Origin of the sequence: Flavobacterium sp., assembly GCF_031537875.1 — a bacterium.
Lineage (GTDB): Bacteria > Bacteroidota > Bacteroidia > Flavobacteriales > Flavobacteriaceae > Flavobacterium.
Genome location: NZ_JAVKNB010000011.1, coordinates 43397 through 67807, shown reverse-complemented (window position 1 = coordinate 67807; position 24411 = coordinate 43397). Strand labels below are relative to the sequence as shown.

At 34.9% G+C, this 24411-nt stretch carries 19 protein-coding genes and 1 tRNA gene; 2 read left to right on the top strand and 18 right to left on the bottom strand.

Annotated features, from left to right (window positions below):
• Positions 1–19: 19 nt before the first annotated feature.
• Complete coding sequence (locus RMR09_RS07550) at positions 20–187, bottom strand: hypothetical protein (protein WP_310595190.1); 168 nt, start codon at positions 185–187, stop codon at positions 20–22.
• A 9-nt stretch (positions 188–196) separates the two neighbouring features.
• Positions 197–964 carry an enoyl-CoA hydratase/isomerase family protein gene (locus RMR09_RS07545; protein ID WP_310595189.1) on the bottom strand — a complete coding sequence of 256 codons (768 nt, stop codon included), beginning with the start codon at positions 962–964 and terminating at the stop codon, positions 197–199.
• A gap of 126 nt (positions 965–1090) precedes the next feature.
• On the opposite strand from RMR09_RS07545, the gene RMR09_RS07540 reads away from it, so the two are divergent.
• A tRNA-Ala gene (locus tag RMR09_RS07540) sits at positions 1091–1164 on the top strand.
• 36 nt (positions 1165–1200) lie between these two features.
• On the opposite strand, the gene RMR09_RS07535 is transcribed toward RMR09_RS07540, so the two are convergent.
• The 9 genes from RMR09_RS07535 to RMR09_RS07495 all read right to left on the bottom strand — a co-directional run bounded on the left by RMR09_RS07535 (position 1201) and on the right by RMR09_RS07495 (position 15045).
• Entirely contained in the window at positions 1201–1938 is a 738-nt protein-coding gene (locus RMR09_RS07535; protein WP_310595188.1) for a rhamnogalacturonan acetylesterase, read from the bottom strand.
• A gap of 11 nt (positions 1939–1949) precedes the next feature.
• Positions 1950–3962 carry a pectate lyase gene (gene pelA, locus RMR09_RS07530; RefSeq protein ID WP_409070960.1) on the bottom strand — a complete coding sequence of 671 codons (2013 nt, stop codon included), beginning with the start codon at positions 3960–3962 and terminating at the stop codon, positions 1950–1952.
• Between the two features lie 13 nt (positions 3963–3975).
• Positions 3976–5598 carry a glycoside hydrolase 43 family protein gene (locus tag RMR09_RS07525; RefSeq protein ID WP_310595186.1) on the bottom strand — a complete coding sequence of 541 codons (1623 nt, stop codon included), beginning with the start codon at positions 5596–5598 and terminating at the stop codon, positions 3976–3978.
• A 9-nt stretch (positions 5599–5607) separates the two neighbouring features.
• Positions 5608–6813, bottom strand: a complete 1206-nt coding sequence (locus tag RMR09_RS07520) for a glycoside hydrolase family 88 protein (RefSeq protein WP_310595185.1) — start codon at positions 6811–6813, stop codon at positions 5608–5610.
• Between the two features lie 3 nt (positions 6814–6816).
• A complete protein-coding gene (locus RMR09_RS07515) occupies positions 6817–7785 on the bottom strand; it encodes a DUF4861 family protein (protein WP_310595184.1) in 969 nt (322 codons plus the stop codon).
• A gap of 22 nt (positions 7786–7807) precedes the next feature.
• A complete protein-coding gene (locus tag RMR09_RS07510; RefSeq protein WP_310595183.1) occupies positions 7808–8716 on the bottom strand; it encodes an alpha/beta hydrolase in 909 nt (302 codons plus the stop codon).
• A 124-nt stretch (positions 8717–8840) separates the two neighbouring features.
• Positions 8841–10484, bottom strand: a complete 1644-nt coding sequence (locus tag RMR09_RS07505) for a RagB/SusD family nutrient uptake outer membrane protein (RefSeq protein WP_310595182.1) — start codon at positions 10482–10484, stop codon at positions 8841–8843.
• Between the two features lie 12 nt (positions 10485–10496).
• Entirely contained in the window at positions 10497–13565 is a 3069-nt protein-coding gene (locus RMR09_RS07500; RefSeq protein WP_310595181.1) for a SusC/RagA family TonB-linked outer membrane protein, read from the bottom strand.
• 40 nt (positions 13566–13605) lie between these two features.
• Entirely contained in the window at positions 13606–15045 is a 1440-nt protein-coding gene (locus RMR09_RS07495; protein ID WP_310595180.1) for a glycoside hydrolase family 28 protein, read from the bottom strand.
• A 298-nt stretch (positions 15046–15343) separates the two neighbouring features.
• Here RMR09_RS07495 and RMR09_RS07490 point away from each other — a divergent pair, with 298 nt between their 5' ends.
• Complete coding sequence (locus tag RMR09_RS07490) at positions 15344–16372, top strand: LacI family DNA-binding transcriptional regulator (protein ID WP_310595179.1); 1029 nt, start codon at positions 15344–15346, stop codon at positions 16370–16372.
• 46 nt (positions 16373–16418) lie between these two features.
• Here the strand turns inward: RMR09_RS07490 and RMR09_RS07485 are convergent, their stop codons facing one another.
• The 7 genes from RMR09_RS07485 to RMR09_RS07455 all read right to left on the bottom strand — a co-directional run bounded on the left by RMR09_RS07485 (position 16419) and on the right by RMR09_RS07455 (position 24408).
• Positions 16419–18035 carry an altronate dehydratase family protein gene (locus RMR09_RS07485; RefSeq protein WP_310595178.1) on the bottom strand — a complete coding sequence of 539 codons (1617 nt, stop codon included), beginning with the start codon at positions 18033–18035 and terminating at the stop codon, positions 16419–16421.
• Positions 18036–18063: 28 nt separating this feature from the next.
• Complete coding sequence (locus RMR09_RS07480; RefSeq protein ID WP_310595177.1) at positions 18064–19500, bottom strand: tagaturonate reductase; 1437 nt, start codon at positions 19498–19500, stop codon at positions 18064–18066.
• Positions 19501–19636: 136 nt separating this feature from the next.
• Positions 19637–20452 (bottom strand): SDR family oxidoreductase, encoded by an 816-nt coding sequence (locus RMR09_RS07475; protein ID WP_310595176.1) that lies wholly within the window; start codon positions 20450–20452, stop codon positions 19637–19639.
• A gap of 4 nt (positions 20453–20456) precedes the next feature.
• Entirely contained in the window at positions 20457–21125 is a 669-nt protein-coding gene (locus tag RMR09_RS07470) for a bifunctional 4-hydroxy-2-oxoglutarate aldolase/2-dehydro-3-deoxy-phosphogluconate aldolase (protein ID WP_310595175.1), read from the bottom strand.
• An 8-nt stretch (positions 21126–21133) separates the two neighbouring features.
• A complete protein-coding gene (locus RMR09_RS07465; protein WP_310595174.1) occupies positions 21134–22156 on the bottom strand; it encodes a sugar kinase in 1023 nt (340 codons plus the stop codon).
• Between the two features lie 48 nt (positions 22157–22204).
• A complete protein-coding gene (uxaC, locus tag RMR09_RS07460) occupies positions 22205–23605 on the bottom strand; it encodes a glucuronate isomerase (protein ID WP_310595173.1) in 1401 nt (466 codons plus the stop codon).
• Between the two features lie 17 nt (positions 23606–23622).
• Positions 23623–24408 carry a gluconate 5-dehydrogenase gene (locus RMR09_RS07455; protein WP_310595172.1) on the bottom strand — a complete coding sequence of 262 codons (786 nt, stop codon included), beginning with the start codon at positions 24406–24408 and terminating at the stop codon, positions 23623–23625.
• Positions 24409–24411: the final 3 nt, after the last annotated feature.

Here is a 24411-nt window from a genome sequence, read left to right as displayed (position 1 = left end):
GTGCAAACTTACGAAATAATTAAGGGTTTTGGTCTCTTTTTTTGGCTCGGCTGTACATCCAATACGCCAATCCAACTAAAATAACAAACGGAATAAATGACCCTATCAAGACTCCGATTTGGTAATTCCCATCAGGAGCATGTTTTATTTTTTGTGCAATATTTACTTGTTGTAAAGCTACTAACATAGTATTCTATTATTTTTTAAAAGCTGCTAAGGCTTTTTTAGTACTATCTGATAACACTAATTTTCCAGTAATGGCGGCTCTTTCTACTAATAAGCTTTCCCAATGATCGGTCCCTTCCCAAAGGACTTTTTTCATCTCAGCTAAGGCTTCGGGGTTATAGCTTGAAAGAACTTGTACCAATTCTGTTACCGCTTTGTCTAATTTTTCAATGGATTCAAACGTTTTGGCATACAAGCCTTTTTCTTGGGCCCAAGCCGCTGATTTCCATTCCTGAGCCGTTAATGCTAATTCAGCCAAAGCCGTTTTACCTATTTTTCTCGACACCGCTGGCTCAATTACAAAAGGGCCGATACCTATGGCTAATTCTGATAATTTGATATTCGCTTCTTGGCTAGCCAAAACATAATCGCAAGCGGCTGCAATGCCCACTCCACCACCTACTACTTTTCCTTGCACACGACCTACAATCACTTTGGGACATTTTCGCATGGCATTAATCAAATGCGCAAATCCCGAAAAGAAAGCTTTCCCTTCCGCTTCATTGGTTACGGCTAACAATTCGTCAAACGAAGCTCCCGCACAAAAAGCAGCGGCTCCTTGACTTTTCAAAACTAATACAACAACTTCAGGATTTTGGCCCAAGGTCTCAATCGCTTTAGTCAAATCTTGCAACAATTGCGCCGGAAACGAATTACTTGCTGGATGTCCAAATTCAATCGTAGCGATTGTAGCATCGATAGAAATCAATATAGAACCTGTAGCGTTTTGTAATGCCATAACAGAAATTTTAATGTAAAGTTAAAACTATTCTGTTAGTTTGTTCTTTTTTTGGAAAGAATGGCGTGGTTTTTTTCTGCAATTAAGAATTTAAAACCAAATTAAACTATATTTGTCCCCTGCATTGGGGATGTAGCTCAGTTGGCTAGAGTGCTTGACTGGCAGTCAAGAGGTCGTGGGTTCGAGCCCCATCTTCTCCACAAAAAAACCTGTAATTGTAATTACAGGTTTTTTTATTACAGTTTGTTATATTTATTTATTCCTAAATCCAGTTTGTGCAACTCTCTTATTGCTATTTTTGCTATTTCCATAGCTCCCATAAGACTCAAATGAGTATCATCTGATTTACCTTCGGGATAATAGGGATGCTCACCCGCTTTGAAGTACAAATGCAGTTCTTTAGACTTTTCTGGTCCGTAAGATTGTTCCAGAATTTCTGAAAAATATTCCAAATCGATAAATGGTACTTGGTATTCTTGCGCTACCAAACGAGCTTCTAACGGATAGTCTCCATGAGTGTCTACTAAAACCCCTTGTTCATTAAAATTGCGTCTAGCAATAGATGAAAATAAAATAGGTATAGCTCCTTTTTCTCTAGTTTCGGTAACAAAACGAATCAGATTATGGCGGTAGGTAGTATGCGGATTAGTATATCGTGTAGAATCAGCGACTTTTGCATCATTATGTCCAAATTGAATGAAAACATAATCGCCTTTTTTTAAAGATTTATACACTGATTCCCAACGTTTTTCATTGATGAAACTTTTGGTACTTCTTCCATTAACTGCTCGATTATCAATGGTAATTGTATTCAAATCAAAAAAAGAAGGTAATACCTGACACCATCCTTTCTCGGGATTTTCATCCGGCTTAATCTTATCTGCCATGGTCGAATCACCAATAGTGTAAATAGTAGTTTTTTGAGCAAAACAACTCAACGAAATACAAAAACAAAGAAAAATTAGAAATCTCATGGTATATAAATTTATTTAAATGACTGAATCTGATTTATGAATTCAATTCCCAAAATAGCTTCTGAGGTATATTCTTCAGACTCTTTTTTGGTCAGTTGATGCGACCACGAAACTCTTTTTTGAGGTTGAAAACCGGGACCTTTACAATTGTATTCGGCATAAAATGCTGATTTTTCTGCTTCAGGTTTGGACCAATTCTCCCACCCTTCGGGTTTTATATGTCCTCCCATTTCACAATTCATAAAAACTGTCTTTGCATAAATTCGCCACGGACGACCTAAATATACTTGACTTACCCCTTCAACTGCTGTCAATTTACAATCCTTAAAAACATAACCAAAGTTTGTATTTTGAGGTGTTGATGCCGCTGTTACATACGAATCTTTTTTACTATGGATTTCACAACTTTCAAATAGTACAGTTGCATCTCCAAAGATAAAATCGGTAGTACCTTCAATATAACAATTATTAAAATAATTTTTAGTTCCTTCTCCTGAAGTATACAACGTATCTTGATTTCCTATAAACGAACAATTGGAAAAGAAAACTCTATCTGCATTGACATTTAGCGCGACCGCCTGACCCACTTCGCCAGAAGTATTTTGAATAGTCAGATTTTTTGCAAAAAAATCATTCCCTTCTACTAACATCGTATAGGTGTAAAATGTACTATTCCTACCTAAACCAATTTTATTAAAATAGTCGTCGTAAGTAATAATGGTTCCTTCTCGACTTTCTCCTATTAATGATATTTTAGGGTTCCAAGAATGTACTTTTACTTTTTCTTTATATACCCCATTTTTAACAAAAATAATAATTCGTTGGTATGGAAACGATGGTGCTGAATTGATTGCATCTTGAATCGTTAGAAAGTTACCTTGCCCCGTTTGATCGACCACAATATAAAAATCATCTTTGACTAGGGCTTTTTTTTTACTACTTTCTGAGGAGATCCTTGCTATGTTTTTTTTCCAATAAATATATTTTTTAAGTACTTCTTTGGGCTCATCAGTATACCAGCCATAACCACTTCTTCGTTCCAATCCAATTTCGGCTAATGTTGCTTTTTTAATCCCATCCCGATCGCAAAAAAATGGAATATTGGTATCTAAATCCATGAATCGAGCCCAAAGTGGTGAGGCATTTGGACTTCGTACCACTACTTTATCTTCTTTCTTACTTGTGGGATTAGAAATACTTTCAATTTTAATTCCTTCAATTTTTGTTTTTTCAAACCAACGAACAGCTGCCTCAACCGCATCAATAATTTCTTGGGACGGGTTCTCGATTGACATTAATAACAGTGTAATCTTAGCCGATTCCTTACCACTTAACGAAGGCAATTCGTAAGCACGTGCTTTTGCAGGAAGTAAGCTAACCTCATCGTGCTGAGCGCACCATGCTGTAAGCTCTCCGTTTTGTTTGTACTGTGTTTTTAGTATGCAGTCTATTCCCTTATTAAAAGCAGAATTTACTTTTTCTAGAATTTCTGGAGATGGACTGATTGAATAAACATTGGTTTTATTTTTAAGTTCTTTAAACAATTCCAAAACATTTACCATCGCATCATCATTATACGTAATATGAGTATAATATCCTTTAATTAAAGGATAAAACTGTGGCCAACCACCGTTATCATACTGAGCAGTAAGCAAGTAGTTTAATCCTTTCAGAAAAGCCATTTTATACCGTGTGTCAGGATTTTTGCTGTAGATTTTAGATAAGAAAAGCATCTCCTGACAAGTCGCCCCATTATCTATAGTGCATTCTATAGGTTCTGATTTTAACTCTACTAACTTTTGCTTATCTACATCTGAAAGCGATTGCTGCATTTGGATGTTTTTGGGCCAACCACCAATATTTCTTTGGTACAACAAAACATTTTCAGCTACCTGAGCTGCTTCTTCTGAAGCATACCATTTTTGATCATTTGATTCTGTAATTTGTTTCCAAGATTTAGTATGTACTTGAGCGGTAACACTAATCGATACTAGAATACACAACCCTTTTAATAAAAATTTCAAAACACCCATATTGTTATTTATTAAATCTAATCCAATCTATTTTACTATTTCCAGCATCATTAATGAATCCGTTGCGTAGAGCAACAAAACCTAATTTTGCTCCAATCCACTTACCTTCTCTTGCCGTAAAAGGAACTCCCACCTCTTTGAAATTATTTCCATCTTCACTATAGAAAAATGTACAAATTCCATTTTTAATTACTTTTACTCGTAAATAAATTGAATTGGTTTTTAAAGGTAATGACACTATCTCGTTTTCAACACCTTTTTTATCAGCATTTTTGCATGCTATTTGAGACAAAATTATTTTCCCTTCAACCTGCTTTACTCTCAAGCTACTATAATCTAAACCCATAACGAGAAAATTTAGCTCTTCATCATCGAAATGCGGATTAAATGTTAATTGAGTTGTAGCGATGAATTCATCTGCTGGAAATTTTTGTAACAGTAAATTAGGAACCTCCCACAGATTAATTGCTTCTTTTGGTTTTGGTATACAATTCAGCATAAAATAGCCCAAATTAGTTGGGAAAGCCCAATTTAATTTTGGATTAGCATGCCATTGCCATTGCAACTCAAGTTGAGGTTGATTAAATTCATCTGACGTTATTAATGAGGTAATGGGAAATGATTTTCCAACATTCGGTTTTTTATACCTCGATACTGGCTCGCCAATACCATTCTTATCAGCATCAATTCCAATTATTGGCCAGTCATTTTTCCATTGCATAGGTTCTAGATGAACCACTCTTCCGTAAGCTCCTTTATCTTGAAAATGAAAAAACCAATCTTCGCCTGTTTGGGTTTGCACCCATGCTCCTTGATGTGGTCCATTGACCGAAGAGGTACCCTGTTCTAAAACTTTTATCTTCTCGTAAGGCCCTAAAATAGTTCGGGATCTAAGCACCGTTTGCCAGCCTGTAGCTACACCTCCAGCCGGCGCAAAAATATAGTAATAGCTATTTTTCTTGTATATTTTTGGCCCTTCTATCGTAGGTTCGTCTTGATGTCCGTCAAGTATCAATACATCATCATTATTAACCAAAAGACCTTTCGAATCCATTGTACAGACTAACAAAACACTTTTTACTCCAGCTCGACTTCCTGCTAAAGCATACACTAAATATACTTTGCCATCCTCATCCCAAAAAGGAGTTGGGTCAATTAATCCTTTCCCTGGTTTAACCAAAACTGGCTCCGACCAAGGTCCTTGAGCAGTTGTAGCTTTTATACAATAAATACCATAATCAGGATCCGGATAATAGATATAAAATTCGTTATTATGGTATCGAATACAGGGCGCCCAAACCCCGTTGCCATGTTGTGGCTTATCATAGACTTCAAATGGAGGTTGTTTGGTTAATCCATATCCTATCAATTTCCAGTTCACCAAATCACTCGATTCCAAAATAGGCAACCCAGGAATGCAATTGAAGGAGGACGCAGTCATATAATATTTATCTCCCACCCGAATCACATCCGGATCTGAATAATCACTATTTAAAATTGGATTAGTATAGGTTCCATCTCCATTATCAGAGACCCAAACACTTTTAGAAAAGGTAGCCTCTTGCCCCTGAACACAACAGAAAGAGGCTATAAAGAAAAATAAAAAACTAATTTTAATCCTTTTCATTTTATACTACTATCTATTTAATTCCAACGCTGCTAAAATAAAGGAACCTGTCGCTTTAGGATCATTGTCTTTTTTGCGTTCGTTTACGTAATACGAATATGAACCGTCTCTATAAGGATTTCCTCCTAGCCCCGCTACCGCACAAGCTTGAGTAATATGAATTTGACCGTCTGGATCTGTCTTAATCAATTGTGTTGTCAATCCGTCAAATGCTTTATTAGCAACAGCTTTGAATTGTATTGGCAAATAACCTTTGTTAGCTCCTTTTGCCATGGCATAAGCAAACATAGATGAACCTGAAGATTCCAAATAATTGCCTTCGCTTCCTCCTTTATCTGTTACTTGATACCATAGTCCTGATGGATCTTGAAATTTTACCAAGCTATTTGCTATTGCATTCAAATATCCTATCAACTCTTTTCTTTTAGGGTGATTTTTAGGAAAATAATCTAAGACATCTACCAATGCCATCACGTACCAACCAATTGAACGTGACCAAAAATTAGGAGAACACCCGGTCGTTTTATCGGCCCAAGGCATTTGTTTGCTTTCGTCCCAACCATGGTATAACAAGCCTGTTTTTGGATCTGTGGCATGCAATTGAATTAACTCAAATTGTTTAGCAATATCATTTAATTGAGCTCCTTTTTCAAATTGTGTTGTGTATTGAGCATAAAAAGGTTCACCCATATACAATCCATCCAACCACATTTGATTGGGATACATTTTTTTGTGCCAAAATCCACCACTTGCAGTCCTAGGTTGTTCTGCAATTTGTTTTCTCAATAATTGTAAAACGCTTAAATATCGAGCATCCTTTGTTGTTTTATACAAATTAAAAAGGATTCGACCGGCAGTAACCATATCAATATTGTACGTATCAAATTTATACGAGGAGATTACTCCATTCGCATCAATTGTAGCATCCGCATACTGCTTGATGTAATTATAATACTGTTTATCTTTTGTTTTCTTATATAACGCCTCAAAAGAAGTCAGAACCAATCCATGAACATAATCCCATTTAGGCTCTGTTTGACTATCAATTTGATAGGCCTGTGGGTGACGTTTCATAATAGACATAGCCATACGTTCTGACCATTTTAAATTAGAAGGGATCGTCTTGCTATTTTCTTGAGCTTCTAGTTTTTGATTAAAAAGTAGCGCTAATAAAACTATTGAAATTGTATATCGTAAAACAGTTGCTTTTCTCATCGTTTACATTTTATTATTTTTTTCCAAAGTTTTCAATCTTTCCTCTAAATATTTTACAAACGCTTCTTTTGATTTAATTCCATTAGGCTCCTGTTCCCATGCCCCCAAGAAATAAAAATCAACCACTTTTGTCGTAGGTTTGAATAGTAAAAGATGATCGAATTCAGCATCAACTATATTCTCAACTGAATTGGTTTGATAAAAAATAGCCATCCCTAATTGATCTGGAACCAAAGATTGAGTTCCATACGTTGCAATGTAAGCCCATTTTTTATTTTGACTTTCTTTTTGGAGTAGTTCTGTATTTTTTTGTTTTACAATTCCTGTACAAATTCCTTCAATTGCTTTTGATGGGTGGATGGTATGTTGTGTATACCGTTGATTCGGTTGAATAGTCAATTCAGAGGTAAAATCAATTTTATCTGAAGCTGTTTTCCAACCATAGTACTGCACTTTTACTACTGAATTTTTAGGTGTATTAGCAACGGTAGCAATGGTTGAATCTACCTCATAAAAATGCAGTCTTTCCTTATTCAAATAACGATCAATCGAACCTATTCCGATTCCTTTTCCCGCCTTCAAAATATCTGCTCCCCAATCACTCATTTCATGATAGGAATCAAAACCGTCTTGACCCACTTGTGGCAAAACAATTTTTTCTGTTTTTTTACCAAAAATATCAATCGCATTACGCCAATCCAAATACAATCGATATCCAATTTTATTACTTTCCCAACCTGGTCCTTCGTAGCGAATATCAAACGAATGATCGGTATGTTCTGTTGCTAATTTCAATCTTTGAACATTTTTAAATGTCCCTCCTATGTACTTCCTTCCTTCCCATTTTCCCCCTTCTTTAACCGAAACTTCAGCATAGATTTTAGATTGAGCCGTTTGACTAAATACTTCGTTTGACTTCATCGAAGCTAAACTTAAAAATAACACTAGTGTAATTTGTTGGATTTTCATCATTATATAATTTTAATTATGATACTTATTTATTGAAAATTCTATTCAGAAACTGAACCGAATAATCTACTGTTGTTGCAAACCAAGGATCAAAAAACCAAAAAGAATGGGGTGCATTCGGAATGGTTTTTACCTCATTATAAATATTATATTTATTTAATATTTCAATCATATCGGTTCGCCCTGCATGAAAGCGAGGCATATCGCTATTGATAAACAAAATAGGCGGCGTATTTTGATCAACATGAGTTAAAGCCGATGCCTCTTTCCAAATTTCGGGTATACTTTCATAATCTCCCCCGAGCCACAAACTTGCGACTTTACCTTCTTGCGATTCTGGATGCTTAAACGCCAATATACCATCCATATCAATAATTGCTTGTACACTTGATGTGGAAGTTGAATTAGTTGTTCCAATCAAAGCCGCTAATTGCCCCCCTGACGAACAACCTAGTACAGCTATTTTAGTCCCATCAACATTATATTTCAAAGCATTCATTCGTATAAACTGAATCGCCTCTTTAATATCTAGCACCGCTGCGGGATATTGGGCTTCAGGTGACAATCTATATTCAACCGCAAAACAAGAATAGCCTTTAGTCGCCATTGCATTTCCTAAAGATTCCATTTGGGATTTATTCCCTGACTTCCATCCTCCTCCATGAACTAAAACCACAGCAGGATTGAGCTTTTTTGATTTTTTATAAAAGGCATCTAGATGCAACCCTCTTGAATCTATTTCTTTGTAAACGATTTCTTGTTCTTCAACAACTCTTTTATCTTTATAAACCTTAGCAATCTGTATAAATGGAAATTTTTTTCTGTCTTTTGCAAACGTACTTTGAATAGTATAAGAAGTGTCTACTAGATTTTGACTATTTACATCGTAAAAACACAATCCAAAAATCAAAATTAAATAGTAAACTTTTTTCATTTTATAAATTTAAAATAAATATTGTTTTTAACACTCGTGTTTAGTAAAAAAAGGGGGACTTGATTATCACTAATCAGTCCCCCATAAAACAAACTTAAAAATTATCTAAACATTTATATTAGAATTAATACCCAGGGTTTTGTGGGAAATTTTTGTTTTGATTCAAGTCAATTGCATCCTGAGGTATTGGTCTTAAAATTTTAAGCGCTCCACCTGTTCCTACAAAACTAGCTGCACCACCATTAGCAGCAATTTTATAATGATATAAAGAAGCTCTTTCAACCAATTTACCCGTACGTTTCAAATCAAACCATCTGTTGTATTCACCTAACATTTCTCTTGCTCTTTCATCTAAAATGTAATCAATAGTCAAAGTAGTAGCTGCTGCTGCAGAAGATCTTGTTCTTACTGCGTTCAATCTAGCTAAAGCTGTTGCAGTATTACCTGCTTTAAAATAAGCTTCAGCAGCTATTAGGTAAGTGTCAGATAATCTTGAAACAATTAAATCACGTGTACTCACTCTTGGTGCAGAGGCACTAGTAGCAAAAGGTGCTTTTGGATCATCAAATTTACGCACTGGAATGCCTCCATAATCTGGAGTTGTAGAAGTCGCTCCATAAGTTCCATAAGCATGATATGTATATCCAGTTGCTTTTCTTCCTGCTGCAGTTAAGGCCGCCTCATAAGCTGTTTTATCAGCAGCAGTAAACCATTTAGGTGCAAAAAAGTGTTTTACTTTTATTGTACTTTTATCTGCTACATCATAAAAATCATAATATCTTTCATAGATTTCAGTCATAAAAGTACCTTCCCATCTTTTATCTCCTTGATCATATAATGAAATCGCATAACTAGTAGGAAGCAAAGTATTCGCTTTATAAGGCGCTTTTCCTGCTACTTCAGCTCCTCCTAAATATGAACTAAAATAACTTCCTTGAGCATTTCCTGATTTTTGTGGATCTGCCGTTACAGAAGATGGGTCAAACTGAACAGAAAAAATAGTTTCTGCATTCATATCAGTTCCTGGCATCCATGAATTATTGGCTAAGGTTAAGGCTTGACTAGCAATTGCTTGATCAGCAAAACTTGCCGCATTTGCAAAATCCGTTGATTTAGCAAAACTTTCATACCCTCTAGTTAAATATACTTTAGCTAGTAAATCTTGGGCAGCTCTTTTATTTGCGCGCCCTGTATAAGATCCAGTAGGTAGTGCTGCTATAGCAGCAACTAAATCACTCTCGATAAAATCATACACCTCTGCTGCAGTATTTCTATCATAAGACAAAATTGGACTAGGATTATAATCTTTAATTATAGGCACTCCACCATAGGTTTGTACTAATAAAAAGTAAGCATGTGCACGAAGAAATTTTAATTCCCCTTTTCTTGCTGGTAATGTAGTAGTTGTAGCAGTCAAGTCACTATAATACAATCCCATGTTTGCTTTTTGTATGGCTTTAAATCCTTCTGTATACAAATAACCAACATTAGGTGAAGAAGGACTTAATAATTTATACTGACCCAATCCAACTGGTTCCAAGTTTTTACCATCAGCATATAAGTCGGTTCCAGCAACAAATAACCAAGGTTCGTTACCGTATATTTCTCTCAATTCAGAATAATTAGCATTTACTAATGATTCGAATCCATTAGCAGTTTTATAAACCGCATCAGCACTTACTGTAGATAGATTTTCTTCTTCAATAAAATTACTACAAGAACTTAATGTAATAAGTGCTAGTGATAAGGATACTATTGTTTTTTTCATTTGATTTCTTATTTAAAATTTAACACTTAAACCTAATTGATATGTTACAGTGGCTACACGACCAATTCCTAATGCTGCACCTGCCCACTCTGGATCATATCCGTCATATTTAGTAATTACAAATGGGTTTAATACATTAGTATACACTCTTAATCCTTTTAATTTCAATTTATCTAATAGACTTTGGCTAAAAGTATAACCTAATGAAATATTTTTAATTTTTATAAAAGACGCGTCTCTGTAATATCCAACACCATCATTTACCCAATACGTTCCTTCATTTTTAGGTTGTGGATAATTACTAGCCGTATTTAATGGAAGTCCCGCTGTATTGGCTGGCATATACCAATCAATATTGGCTTTTTGTCTTCCTCTATCAGATAAATCTGTGAAGTTTTTATGAAATGGACTCAATACCAATGATCCCTGACTTATAATAGCAGAAGCTGACAAATCAAAGTTACCTACTTTTAGACGAGTTGAAATACTACCTGTCCAGTCTGGATTTGAATTACCAATGATATATCTATCTGCTGTAGTAATTTTACCATCTCCATTATGATCCTCTACTTTTGCATTTCCTTCTTTTAAAGTCCCATCAAGATAGGTTTCCCCTGCTCTAACAATTCCGTTAAATTTATAGTTATACACCGCATCAATTGATTCACCAATGAATAAGTTATTACCCACGTCATTAGAAGTATCATCATAAATAGATTTAATCTTATTAGTGTTTTTAGTAAACATGAAAGTAGTTTCCCAAGACACTAAATCAGTTTTAATGTTTTTAGTAGTCAAAGCTACCTCAACCCCTCTATTACTTACTGAACCAATATTGTTGATATAAGTAGAGAAACCATTCTCGATTACTAATTTTTGTTTCAACAATAAGTTAGAAGAAAGTCTATCATATACATCTACAGATCCTGTAATTCTGTTATTAAAAAATCCGAAATCCAAACCTACGTTCATCTCTCTTGTTTTCTCCCAACCTAAATTACTGTTACTTGGCGAACCTTGTAACCAACCATTAGCTGCAGTTCCATTCCAATCATAATACGTTTGAACATCCACTTTATTAATAGTAGAATACGATGGAATAATATTGTTTCCTGTATAACCATAACTAGTTCTCAATTTCAAATCTGAAACCGCATTAAAATTCTTCATGAATCCTTCTTCACTAATTCTCCAAGCCAAAGCTGCTGATGGGAATGAACCCCATTTTTTTCCTTCAGCAAAACGAGACGATCCATCCCAACGATTTGAAATAGTCAATAAATAACGACCTTTATATCCGTAATTGAAACGACCCGCAAACGAAGCTAAAGTATTTTTTTCATAAGAAGAACCTAAGTTAAATGAAGATTGTTTCCCAGATCCTAAATTATAAATTCCTGTATCAAAAGGCATATAAGCTGAACTAGCTGATAATGTTTCGTATCTAGCTGAGTTTATACTTTGTAAGCCTAAGAAACTAAAAGTATGATCTTTAACAGCATAATCTACATTGAATTGGTTATCCCAAGTGTAGTTGAATTTCTCACTTTGATTCACACTAGCTGATGGTAAATTTCCATTTGAAACACCCGTTTGAGTAAGTGCTCCCCATGATTGACCATTTTTCATAGTATTTAAACCTGCAGAGTACGTTGATCTAAATGTCAACCAAGTCAATGGTTTATACTCAGCAAACACGCTTCCAACACCATTCCACCCTTTAGTTGAATTAGATGAATTAGCCATCTCTAATAATGGATTGATTGTACTCGTTTTATTAATTAAAGAAACACCATTCGCATCTGTTAATTTACCTGGCATTAAAAACAAACTACCATCTAATGCATAAGGAGTGTAAAATGGACTTAATCTAAATGCTTCTTGCATTGCAATAGCACTTCCTTGTTCTTGTTCTGTTCTCGCTATTGTAATATTAGCTCCAACAGAAAATTTATCATTGATTTTATGATTCAACCCTAATTTAAATGAATATTTATCTAATGATTCATTTGGAATGTTTCCAGTTTCTTTTTGTAAACCTAAACCTAAATTATACGATACTCCTCCATCTGTTCTTCCAGCTACAGACACATAATGGTTTTGTTGTAAACCACTTTTCAATACTGCTCCATACCAATCAAATGTTTCATTATTTGCAATTCTTGTAGCTAATAATGGACTTGTACTTGGATTACCAAAAATACCTGCAGCTAATAAAGCTGGAGTTGTCGTAGTTGAAGAAAAATAAGCAGCTTGATGGTATGCCCACCACGTAGGACCATCCATCATAGTTGGTAATCTTGTCACATCTTTTTGACCTACGAAAGAATCGTAAGTAACAGACATACTAGATTTTACAGTTCCACCGCCTTTTGTAGTTACAATTACAACACCATTAGATCCTCTTGAACCATAAATCGCAGTAGATGAAGCATCTTTCAATATGTCAATACGAGCAATATCTTGTGGATTTAAGAAATCAATATTATCTGTTGGCGCACCATCAACCACATATAATGGTTTAGAATCAGGATTCATTGAGTTTTTTCCTCTAATAGTAATATTAAAAGAGTCTCCTAAACGTCCTGTTGCATTTGAAATTTGAACACCAGAAACAGCTCCTTGCATCGCTTCCATTGGACCTGTTAAATTTCTCTCTGTAATAGCGGCAGCACTTATTGAACCTACAGAACCCGTAAGATCTGTCTTCTTAACTTTACCATATCCAACCACAACCACTTCTTGTAAATTTTGCGATTGAGAAACTAAAGAAATTTTAATAGTACTTTTTCCAGCTACATTAACTGATTGGTCTTGATAACCAATATAGCTTACTACTAAAGTTGATTTATTAGAATTTAATTTGATAGAGAATTTTCCATCAAAATCAGTTGAAGCACTGTTTTTTGTTCCTTTTTCAATAATGTTAACCCCAGGCATTGGTTGTCCTGTTTCATCAAGAACAACTCCACTTAAAGGAGTCTGCTGAGCAAATGTACTTTGCCCTAACAGCAAGCACATAAAAACAAAAAAGGAAAAACTGCTCTTAGCTCCTTTTTTAAATAAACATCTAATACTCATAATTTAATTGTTTGTTAGTTATTAATTGGTTTTGTTTTGATTATTGGTTTTTGGGACTTTCCATCAAAGACCCGTTGATATAGGTATTCACAAATTTTAAATTTTCTACATTTTCAATTGCATATTCAGTCTCTACTTTATCAATAGTAACGTCTTTAAATCGAATATTTTTAATTGGATAACCTTTATGCCCTTTAGCTAAAACACCATAGAGTCCACCATTTTTAACCGTACTATTTTCTATGAAAATATTTTGAACTTGAGGCATAAAAGTTCCCGTTTGATTACCATGTACTCCATAAAACAAATCAATTCCAAGAACCGATTCTTTCACTTCTCCCACTTTAATATTACGTACGAATACATTTTCGACTAATCCTCCTCTTCTTGAATTAGATTTAATTCGAATGGCTCTATCAAGTTCAGGACTATCCATCAAGCAGTTTTCAACATAGACATTACTAACACCTGCTGAAATTTCACTACCAATGGTTACTCCACCGTGTCCATCATACATTTTACAATCTTGCACAATAATATTCTCGCTTTTTATAGCAACACGTCGACCATCATTATCTCTACCCGATTTAATTGCAATACAATCGTCTCCAGTATCAAAAGTGGTATTCTTGATCCAAACATTTTTAGAATATTCAGGGTCACAGCCATCATTATTAGGACCATGACTTTTAATAGTTACACCATCAACAATTACATTTGAGGACTTTATTGGGTGAATCACCCAAAAAGGAGTATTTACAATTTGAACTCCTTGAAGCAACACCTGATTACATTCAAAAAATTCTATACAATTAGGTCGCAAAAAATGTCCTTTACCAAAAATTCTTTCAGCAATAGGAACTCCTTTTTCTGCCATATCCATTAATCTAGTAACATCATCTTTTTGATCTGGTGTTCCTTTTTTCCATCCATAACTATCTTTTCCACACCATGACCACCATTTATCATTACTTCCTTGACCATTCAAAGTCCCTTTGCCCGTTACAGCCACATTATGTTTGTTATAAGCATAAATTAAAGGAGAATAATTCATTAATTCAGTTCCTTCAAATGAGGTATGCACTATTGGATAAACCGTTGAGTCTGTAGTAAATAAAATTTCAGCCCCTTCGGCTAAATGCAGATTTACGTTATCATCTAAATATATAGGTCCGGTGAAATATTTCCCAGCTGGCACTAATACCATACCCCCTCCATTTTTTGTGCATTTTTGGATGGCTTTTACAAAAACCCGTGTGTTGTCAACAACCCCTCCCGACTTAGCTCCAAAATCAAGAATATTATAAATTTTATTTTTAAAAACAGGCTCCTTAATTGTCTCAAGAATCGAAGGCAATTTTGCCCAAGACGCACTAGCTGTCACTTCATTTTGACACAAAACAGGCAGAGCAAATAGCAACAAAAAAATAGTTGCTGGATTTACTTTTGTTAGTTTAATTATTTTAATAGAATGAAGCATAGTCATAAATTATAAACGATTCCGAGTGCAACAACAATGTAATCGATTACACAAACGTAATAATAAATTTGAAATAAACAAAAAAAAGTGAGAAAAAAAACATAAATAAAATTTAAATCGACTATTTATTATGACTAATAGTTGAATTAAATGCTTTAACCTATACATTTACTATTTGCAATTAAACCTCATTGTTGCAATTTTAATTTTAAAAAGCTAAAATTGTAATCGATAACATTAAAAATAGTATGTTTTATTTTTTTGTTACATTTACCAACCAATTACACTAATTTTTGAGATGATAGAAAAAGTTACTATTTATGATATTGCTAAAAAACTTGACATAACAGCTGCCACTGTTTCAAGAGCTTTAAACAACAATCCAAAAATTAGCCCTGCAACTAGACAGCTTGTTCTAGACACCGCAGCCAAAATGAATTACAAACAAAATAAACTGGCCCAAGCACTACGCAGCGGAAAAAGCAATAATGTTGGTGTAATTGTACCTAGAATTGATAGTAACTTTTTCGCCTCGGTTATTCGTGGAATTGAAGAAGAATTACACCCCGAAGGCTATCATGTTATCATTTGTCAAACACATGAAGACGAAAAAAGAGAAATTGAAAATATCAACACATTATTAAATGCTCAAGTTGACGGAATTCTAATGTCTATTTCAAATGTGAGTTCAGAAAACGAGCATGTGATTAAACGGGTTTTAAGCGAAAAAGTTCCGTTGGTGTTTTTTGATAGAAAAATGAATGTTGATGGAGTTAGTTCTGTTACCATTAATGACTTTGAAGGAGGTTATCTTGCTACCAAGCACCTCATCGAAGAAGGCTGTACAAAAATCGCTCATCTTGCCGGGGATCAATCTTTAGAAATTTATCAAAATCGATACAAAGGATACAAACAAGCTCTTGTTGATCACAATATTCCTTTCAAAGAAGAATACGTTTTAAGAACAAAAAGTAATGTTGATGCTGGAATTAATGCGGCCAAAACGTTATTATTACAAGAAACTCCACCTGATGCCATTTTCTCTTCGAGTGATTTTGCAGGATTAGGAGCCATACAAGAATTGAAAGAACAAGGGATGGATATTCCAAGAGATTTTTGTGTAGTAGGCTTTGGTAACGAACCTTTTACAAAATTCATGGAATTATCTATTTCTTCAGTTGATCAGTCTCCAATGGAAATGGGAAAAATGGCAGCAAAAGTGTTTCTAGAACAAATCAATAATAACGATAATTTAAAAATCGAGAAGAAAGTAGTTTTGGTGCCAGAATTACTGACCCGAAAATCTTCCAATAGAAAAAACACATAAAAAAAGGAGCATAAAAGCTCCTTTTTTTATACCATCTACATATCCCTTATAAAGATACTCCACGTTTCCAAGGAATAAAGTCATTTTGGTTTAATATTGCAGCTTTAGTCTTAATTTCACCACTAGCTACTTTAATAATATATTCTAACATTTCATCTGCAGTTTCTTCAATTGATTTTTCACCAGTGATAATTCCACCCGTGTTAAAATCGATAATATCGGCCATTTTATTAGCTAATTGAGTGTTAGATGACACTTTTACAACCGGAGCAATTGGATTCCCTGTAGGAGTTCCTAAACCTGTTGTAAATAATACCATATTGGCACCTGAACCTACCATTGCAGTAGTACACTCAACGTCATTTCCCGGAGTACATAACAATGTAAAACCTGGCTTGTTAATGTATTCTCCATAATCGTAAACCCCTACAATTGGAGAAGTTCCTCCTTTTTTAGAAGCTCCTGCTGATTTCATTGCATCTGTAATCAAACCGTCTTTGATGTTACCCGGAGATGGATTCATATCAAATCCTGAACCGGCATCGACCACTGATTTTTCATACCATTGCATTAATTCTAAGAAACGTTTTCCGTCTTTATCATCTATACAACGGTTTACCAATTCCTGCTCCACTCCACATAATTCTGGAAATTCAGAAAGAATTGTTGTTCCTCCTAATGCTACTAATTTATCAGATAAAACACCTAATGTTGGGTTAGCTGAAATTCCTGAGAATCCATCCGAACCACCACATTCTAAACCTATGTTTAATTTAGACAATGGTGCTGGTTTTCTTTCAATTTGATTGGCTTTTTTAATTGCTTCGAATGAATCTTTCACCACACTACTCAACATATCTTCAATAGTTCCAATAGATTGTTGATCGTAAATCAAAACAGGCTTATCGCTGTTTGGATTAATCGCTTTCAAAGCATCTTGGAAAATAGAAATTTGCAAGTTTTGACAACCCAAACTTAAAACAGTAGCACCAGCAACATTAGGATTGTTTACATAACCTGCCAACAGTTTAGCCAAACTATGTGAATCTTGTCTGATTCCTCCACAACCACCTTGATGCGTAATAAATTTAACTTCTATATTATTAAATAAATCCGCATCATTAGATTTACCATCATGTTCATCCAATCCACTTTCAGCACTCACTAAAGAACGAAGTAGTAATTGGTAATCGTTTTCTTTGGGCTTCATTAATTCTTTCTCGAAAATATCTTTCAATATTTCGATGTTTCTATTTTCACAAAAAACCAAAGGAAAAAACAACCAAACATTTTCAGTTCCAACCTGACCGTCTGCTCTGTGGTATCCCATGAAAGTCCTATCTTTCCACTTGTCTACATTAGGTACTTCCCAACCAATAGTATCTGTTTTACCTGTTACTTTAGCACTTTCGTGTTTAATATTTATAGTAGTAATTACATCTCCTTTAGCAATTGCTTGACTTGCTTTTCCAACAATTACACCGTACATAATAATTTTGTCTCCAGATTCAAAATCTTTCATCGCAATCTTATGCTTCATTTTAGTGTCTGATACTACTAAAACGTCTTCTCCTTCAAATGCAATAGTTTCTCCAGCAACTAGATTCACTAAAGCTACAGCTACATTATCCGCAGGATCTACTTTTATTAATTTTTTTTGCATGTTATTTTATATAAAAATTAATTTATTATTATTTGCTAAAGTTTAAAAAGCCTTGCTGAATTCCATTAGCTTCAATTTCATTTAATGCATGCACTAAAGCTTGTGAAAGTCCGTCAACCTTGTTTAAATCTTCATCCCAGAAATCTGTATTAGCCAAAACTGCTGCTACAACTGATTCTAAATTTCCTAATTCCCAGGCTTTTTTGAATGCTTCAACTAATTCCGGAGTATCTTTCACCGGTAAAGCTTCATTATTCCAAGTTCCTTTGTAAAATCGGATCAAACAAGCTAATGAAAAAGTCAAACTAGTAGGCAATTTTTTAGTAGTAGTATAATAACCTAACAAACTTGGTAACACTCTTACTTTGAATTTTGAGATTGAATTTAAAGCAATATCAGCTAATGCATGCTTAATAAATGGATTTCTGAAACGATCCATCACCTCTTCAGCATAAGCAGTAATTTCATTTTTATCCATCGGTAGCGTTTCGCTAATTTCAGCGATCACATTATCAACAAATGGCCCAGTAAAATCTCCATTAACTGTTTCCATCACTAATTTGTTACCAAATAAAAGAGAAACAGGAACCATGGCTGTATGTGCGCCATTCAAAATACGAACTTTAATCATTTTGAAAGGACGAATATCGTCAACAATCTTCACATTCAAATCTGTTTTATCGAATGGCAATTTTGCCTTCAAATCGTCTCCTCCTTCAATAGCCCAAAGGAAAAATGGTTCAGCAGCAACAATTAAGTTATCTTCATAATCTAATTTGCTATTGTACTCTTCAATTTCAGCTCTTGGATATCCCGGAACGATTCTATCAACCAAAGTACTGTGATAGGTACAATCTTCTGAAACCCATTTTTTAAATGCAGCGTCTAAATTCCATAAATCACAATATTGTAAGATGCATTTTTTTAATGTTTCAGAGTTGTAATCTATCAATTCGCATGGAATGATAGTTACTGCTTTTGAAGCATCTCCTTTGAAATGTTTGAATCTTTCGTGTAATAAAAGCGTTAATTTAGCAGGAAAAGCGGCTGGCGGCTGCATATCCGGAGTGTCTGTATCCAAAAATTCAATTCCTGCTTCAGTAGTATTTGAAACAATAAACTGAAGCGCTGGCTCTTTAGCTAAAGCTAAATAATCTGCAAAATCGTTATAAGGATTAATTGCTTTCACAATATTTGAAATCAACTGGATATCTTGGATTTTTTCTCCTTTTTTGATTCCGTTCATAAACAGAGTATACAAACCATCCTGATCGTTAATCATATTTACCATACCCTCTTTCAATGGCTGAACTACTGCAATACCAGCATTGAAATCAACTTCATTGTTTAACCTATGAAAAGCGTAATCAACAAATGCTCTCAAAAAGTTCCCTTCTCCAAATTGAACTACTTTTATTGGTAATCTGTTTTCTAAACCTGTACTTTTTCTGTTTAATTTTTTCATTGTATTAATTATTCGATGCTATTTTATAATTTTTTAAATTAGAATAAACGACTTATTTCCCATTCTTTACTTTCAACTCTATTAGAGGAATAGTAGAGCTTCTATTTAAAATAGTTGTAAGTCGTTTATTAAAATTTTATACCCCTCCAAAAACTGTAAATCCTCCATCTACAGTTATTTTTGATCCTGTTACATATTTTGATGCATCACTCAAAAGCCAAACCAAAGCCCCTACTAATTCTTCAGGATTTCCAAATCGTTTGAAAGGCGTATTTTGAATAACCAAATGACCTCTTTCAGTTAAACTTCCATCAGTATTGGTGAGTAATGTTTTATTTTGTTCTGTTAAAAAAAAACCGGGTGCAATCGAATTCATCCGAATGGCATCCCCAAATCGATTGGCTAATTCCACAGCAAACCACTGCGTGTAGGAATCAATTGCTGCCTTAGCCATGCTATATCCTAAAACCTTTGTTATGGCCAACTGAGAAACAACTGAAGAAATATTGACAATACTTCCTGAACCAGTCTCTTTGATTGCTTTTCCAAAAACCTGTGTAGGCATCACTGATCCCATTAAATTCAATTGCATCACTTCTTGCAATGCTTGAAAATTAAGTTCAAATACATCCTGATTCGGTTGTACAACTGCGTCTGAAATATTCCCTCCTGCGGCATTCACTAATCCATCAATTTTTCCAAAAGCAGAAAGCATTTGCTGACAAGCAGCCTCTAATTGCGATTCATTGGTAACATCAGCAATTAATGCCAAGGCTTGTCCTCCTTTTTTATTAATTACACTAGCTCTTTCATTAGCAATTTTCTCGTTTCTTCCCAAAATGCCCACGATACCCCCTGCAGCAGCAATTCCTTCAACGAATGCTCCTCCAAGAATTCCTGTTCCTCCGGTCACAACAATTACTTTTCCCGCTAATGAAAAATTAGTTTCCAATGTATTATAAATTTGATTTTACGGTTTGCACTAAATGCAATACCTTTTTTGTTTCTGATTCAATAGTGGCATAGTCTTGATCCGCCATTAATTTTTTGCTAATTAATTTACTTCCCATTCCTACTGCAGAAACACCTGCTTTAAACCAAGCTTCAATATTTTCATGCGTAGTATCTACACCTCCTGTTGGCATAAAAACCAATTTTGGAAAAATATCTTTGATACTACTCAAATAATCAGGTCCTAACATATTGCCAGGAAATAATTTGATAAACGTTACTCCCGCATTCTCAGCAGCAATAATTTCTGTTGGTGTCATACAACCTGGACTGTATAAAACGCCTTTACTGATTAAGAACGAAGCAACTTCAGGCACAAATCCTGGACTAATGAAAAAATCAGCGCCAACATTAAAATATTCTTCGGCTTGTTGCACATTTTTGATGGTTCCAATTCCTAATAATAAATCGGGCATTTCAGCATTTCGAACGTCGATCATTTTAGTGAAATTTCGCAAAGCGGCATCACCACGGCTCGTGTATTCCACGGCTTTAATTCCACCTCTATAAATAGCTCTCAAGACTTCAATAGTTACATTTTCGTCCTCATTGTAATACAATGGGAGCATTCCTTGTTGAATAATCGCGTCTGTTGTTTTTTGTATCTTATTCATATTCTATTTTATCTTGAAACTAGTGCAGCGCCATTGCCATCTAGTCTATCTTCTACTTCTTTTAAAGTAACTAAATTGTAATCTCCCGCGATGCTATGTTTTAAACAACAAGCAGTAACTGCGAAATCTAATGTTTTTTGATTATCATTTTTGTATTCCAAAAGCCCATAAATCAAGCCTCCCATAAAGGCGTCTCCACTTCCTACGCGATCTACTACAGGTGTTACTTCTCTTACTGCCGAATTATAAATCGATTTTCCATCGTATAAAATTCCTCCTATTCTTTGATGTGAAGCACTTACCGAATATCTCAAGGTTGTAGCCATTGTTTTTAAATTAGGACAAAGTTCAAATACCTTGTCATACAAAACAGGCAATGAAGTTGTCTCCTGATAATTTGGATTTACTTTGGCTTGACCTAACATAAAATAAGCAGTGTCAATATCGCCCAAAATCACATTTGTATACTGTAATAGTTCAGGCATCACCTCGCTTGGCGTTTTACCGTACTGCCATAATTTTGACCTATAATTCAAATCGCAGGAAATAGTTAATCCTAACTGGTGCGCTGCTTTTACCGCTTCTAAACAAGCTTGAGCCGCAGACTCGGAAATAGCCGGTGTAATACCACTCCAATGAAACCAAGTGGCGCCTTCTAGCACTTTTGACCAATCAATCATTCCTTTTTCAAGGGTAGCCATAGCACTATGAGCGCGGTCATACACCACATTACTTCCCCTTACTCCTGAACCCGTCTCCAAGAAATAAATTCCTAAACGCTCTCCTCCAAAAATTACATTTTTAGATTCCACGTTCATTTTACGCATTTCTTTCAAAGCGCAAGTACCTATTTCATTATTTGGAATTCGGGTTACAAACTCGGCATTAATACCATAATTGGCTAACGAAACAGCAACATTGAATTCGCCACCACCGTATGTAGCAGTAAAGCCTTTTGCTTGTTCAAAACGCAAATGACTATCTGTTGAAAGGCGTAACATGATTTCGCCAAAAGTGACTACTTTGCTCATAATCTATTGTTTAAAAAGTGTTATTCAAAATTTAGGTCAATATACCTATTAAAATTTGAAGTACTCTTTTGCGTTATTGTAACTAATATCGGAAACCATTTTACCAATCCATTCCATATCATTTGGCAATTCCCCTCTTTTGATTTCATCCCCTAAAAGATTACACAAAATACGTCTGAAGTATTCGTGTCTAGGGAACGACAAAAAGCTTCTTGAATCAGTTAACATTCCAATGAAACAACTAATCAATCCCATATTAGATAAGGCATTCAATTGTTTGGTCATTCCGTCTTTTTGATCTAAAAACCACCAACCTGAACCAAACTGAACTTTCCCTTTTACGCTCCCGTCGTTGAAATTACCAATCATCGTTGCCATCACTTCGTTGTCTGCTGGATTCAAATTGTAAATGATCGTTTTAGTCAATTTATCTTTACTATCTAAAGCGTTTAAAAAGCCAGATAGTTTTTGTGCTTGTGGATAATCCCCAATAGAATCCCAACCGGTGTCAGGTCCTAAAATACGGTGCATACGCGCATTATTATTTCGTAAAGCACCTAGATGCAATTGTTGTACCCAACCAAATTCATGATAGGTTTCGAATAAGAAGAATAGAATCGCACTTTGGAATTTCAAAGCTTCCTCATTTGTCAAGTTTCCATTTTCTCTTTTCTTTTTGAAAATCGCATTGACTTCGCTTTCGGTATAGTTTTCAAAATACACTTGATCCAAACCATGGTCACATAACTTGCATCCGTTTTTATCGAAATAGTCAATTCTATTTCTTAGCGCCGTACATAAATCAGTATACGAATTGATGGTAACACCAGCCACTTCTCCTAAAGTATTGATGTAGTCATTGTAACCATCATTAGCAATTAAGATGGCTCTATCAGGTCTAAATGCAGTACTCACTTTCACTTCAAAAGCACTTGTAGCTAATTGCTGATGGTATTCTAAATTATCAATTGGATCCTCCGTTGTACATACAAACTCTGCATTCACTTTACGAAGTAAATTTTGAGTACTATAAGCAGGTGAATTAATTTTAGCCGAAGCCTCTTCGTAAATTTTCTCTGCTGATTTTTCATTCAACAAATCATAGATATCAAAATAACGAGCCAATTCTAAATGCGTCCAATGATACAAAGGATTACGCATCGTATACGGAACTGTTTTAGCCCAATTCATAAACTTATCTTTATCAGAACCATTACCGGTAACAAATTGTTCATTCACTCCTAAAGTTCGCATCGCACGCCATTTGTAATGATCTCCATTGATCCAAACTTTGGTGACGTTATCAAAAATTTTATCTTCTGCGATTAATTGTGGCGATAAATGATTGTGGTAATCAATAATCGGCTGATTTTTAGAATAATTATGGTATAATTCTTCCGCGTATTTGTTTTCTAATAAAAAATTGTCGTGTATGAATGTTGTACTCATGCTATTTTATAAAATAATTAATTTTCGTTTGAAGGTTTACCAATGGTCGCTAAAATTCCACCATCTACATAAACAATTTGTCCGTTTACAAAGTCACTCGCTTTGGAAGCTAAAAACACTGCTGCACCAGCCAAATCTTCTGGGTTCCCCCAACGTGCTGCAGGAGTTCTATTGATGATAAATTCATTAAAAGGATGTCCGTCTACACGAATCGGTTCGGTTTGAGAAGTGGCAAAATAGCCTGGTCCAATTCCGTTGACTTGAATGTTGTGTTTGGCCCATTCAGTCGCTAGATTTCGGGTCAACATTTTCAGTCCTCCTTTGGCAGCAGCATAAGCCGAAACACTATTTCTACCCAATTCACTCATCATCGAGCAAATGTTGATTATTTTCCCTTCTTGTCTTTCAATCATTTGTTTGACAACTAATTGCGACATAATAAAAGGTCCAACTAAATCGACATCGATTACTTGTCTAAAATCAGCAACCGACATGGTGGTAGCCAATTCTCTTTTGATAATCCCTGCATTATTTACTAGAATATGAATATCTCCTAATTCTTTGGCAATCAATTCGATATTCAAAGCCGCTGCTTTTTCATTGGTTACATCAAATAAATAACCTGCAGCCTTATATCCTTTGCTTTTATAATAGTTCAAAGCCTCTTCCATTTTAGAAGGTGTAGTTCCAGTAATCACTAATTCAGCACCGGCTTGCGCCAATCCTTCGGCCATTGCCATACCCAAACCATGAGTTCCTCCAGTAATCAAGGCTCTTTTGCCTGTTAAATCAAATAAATTCATCGC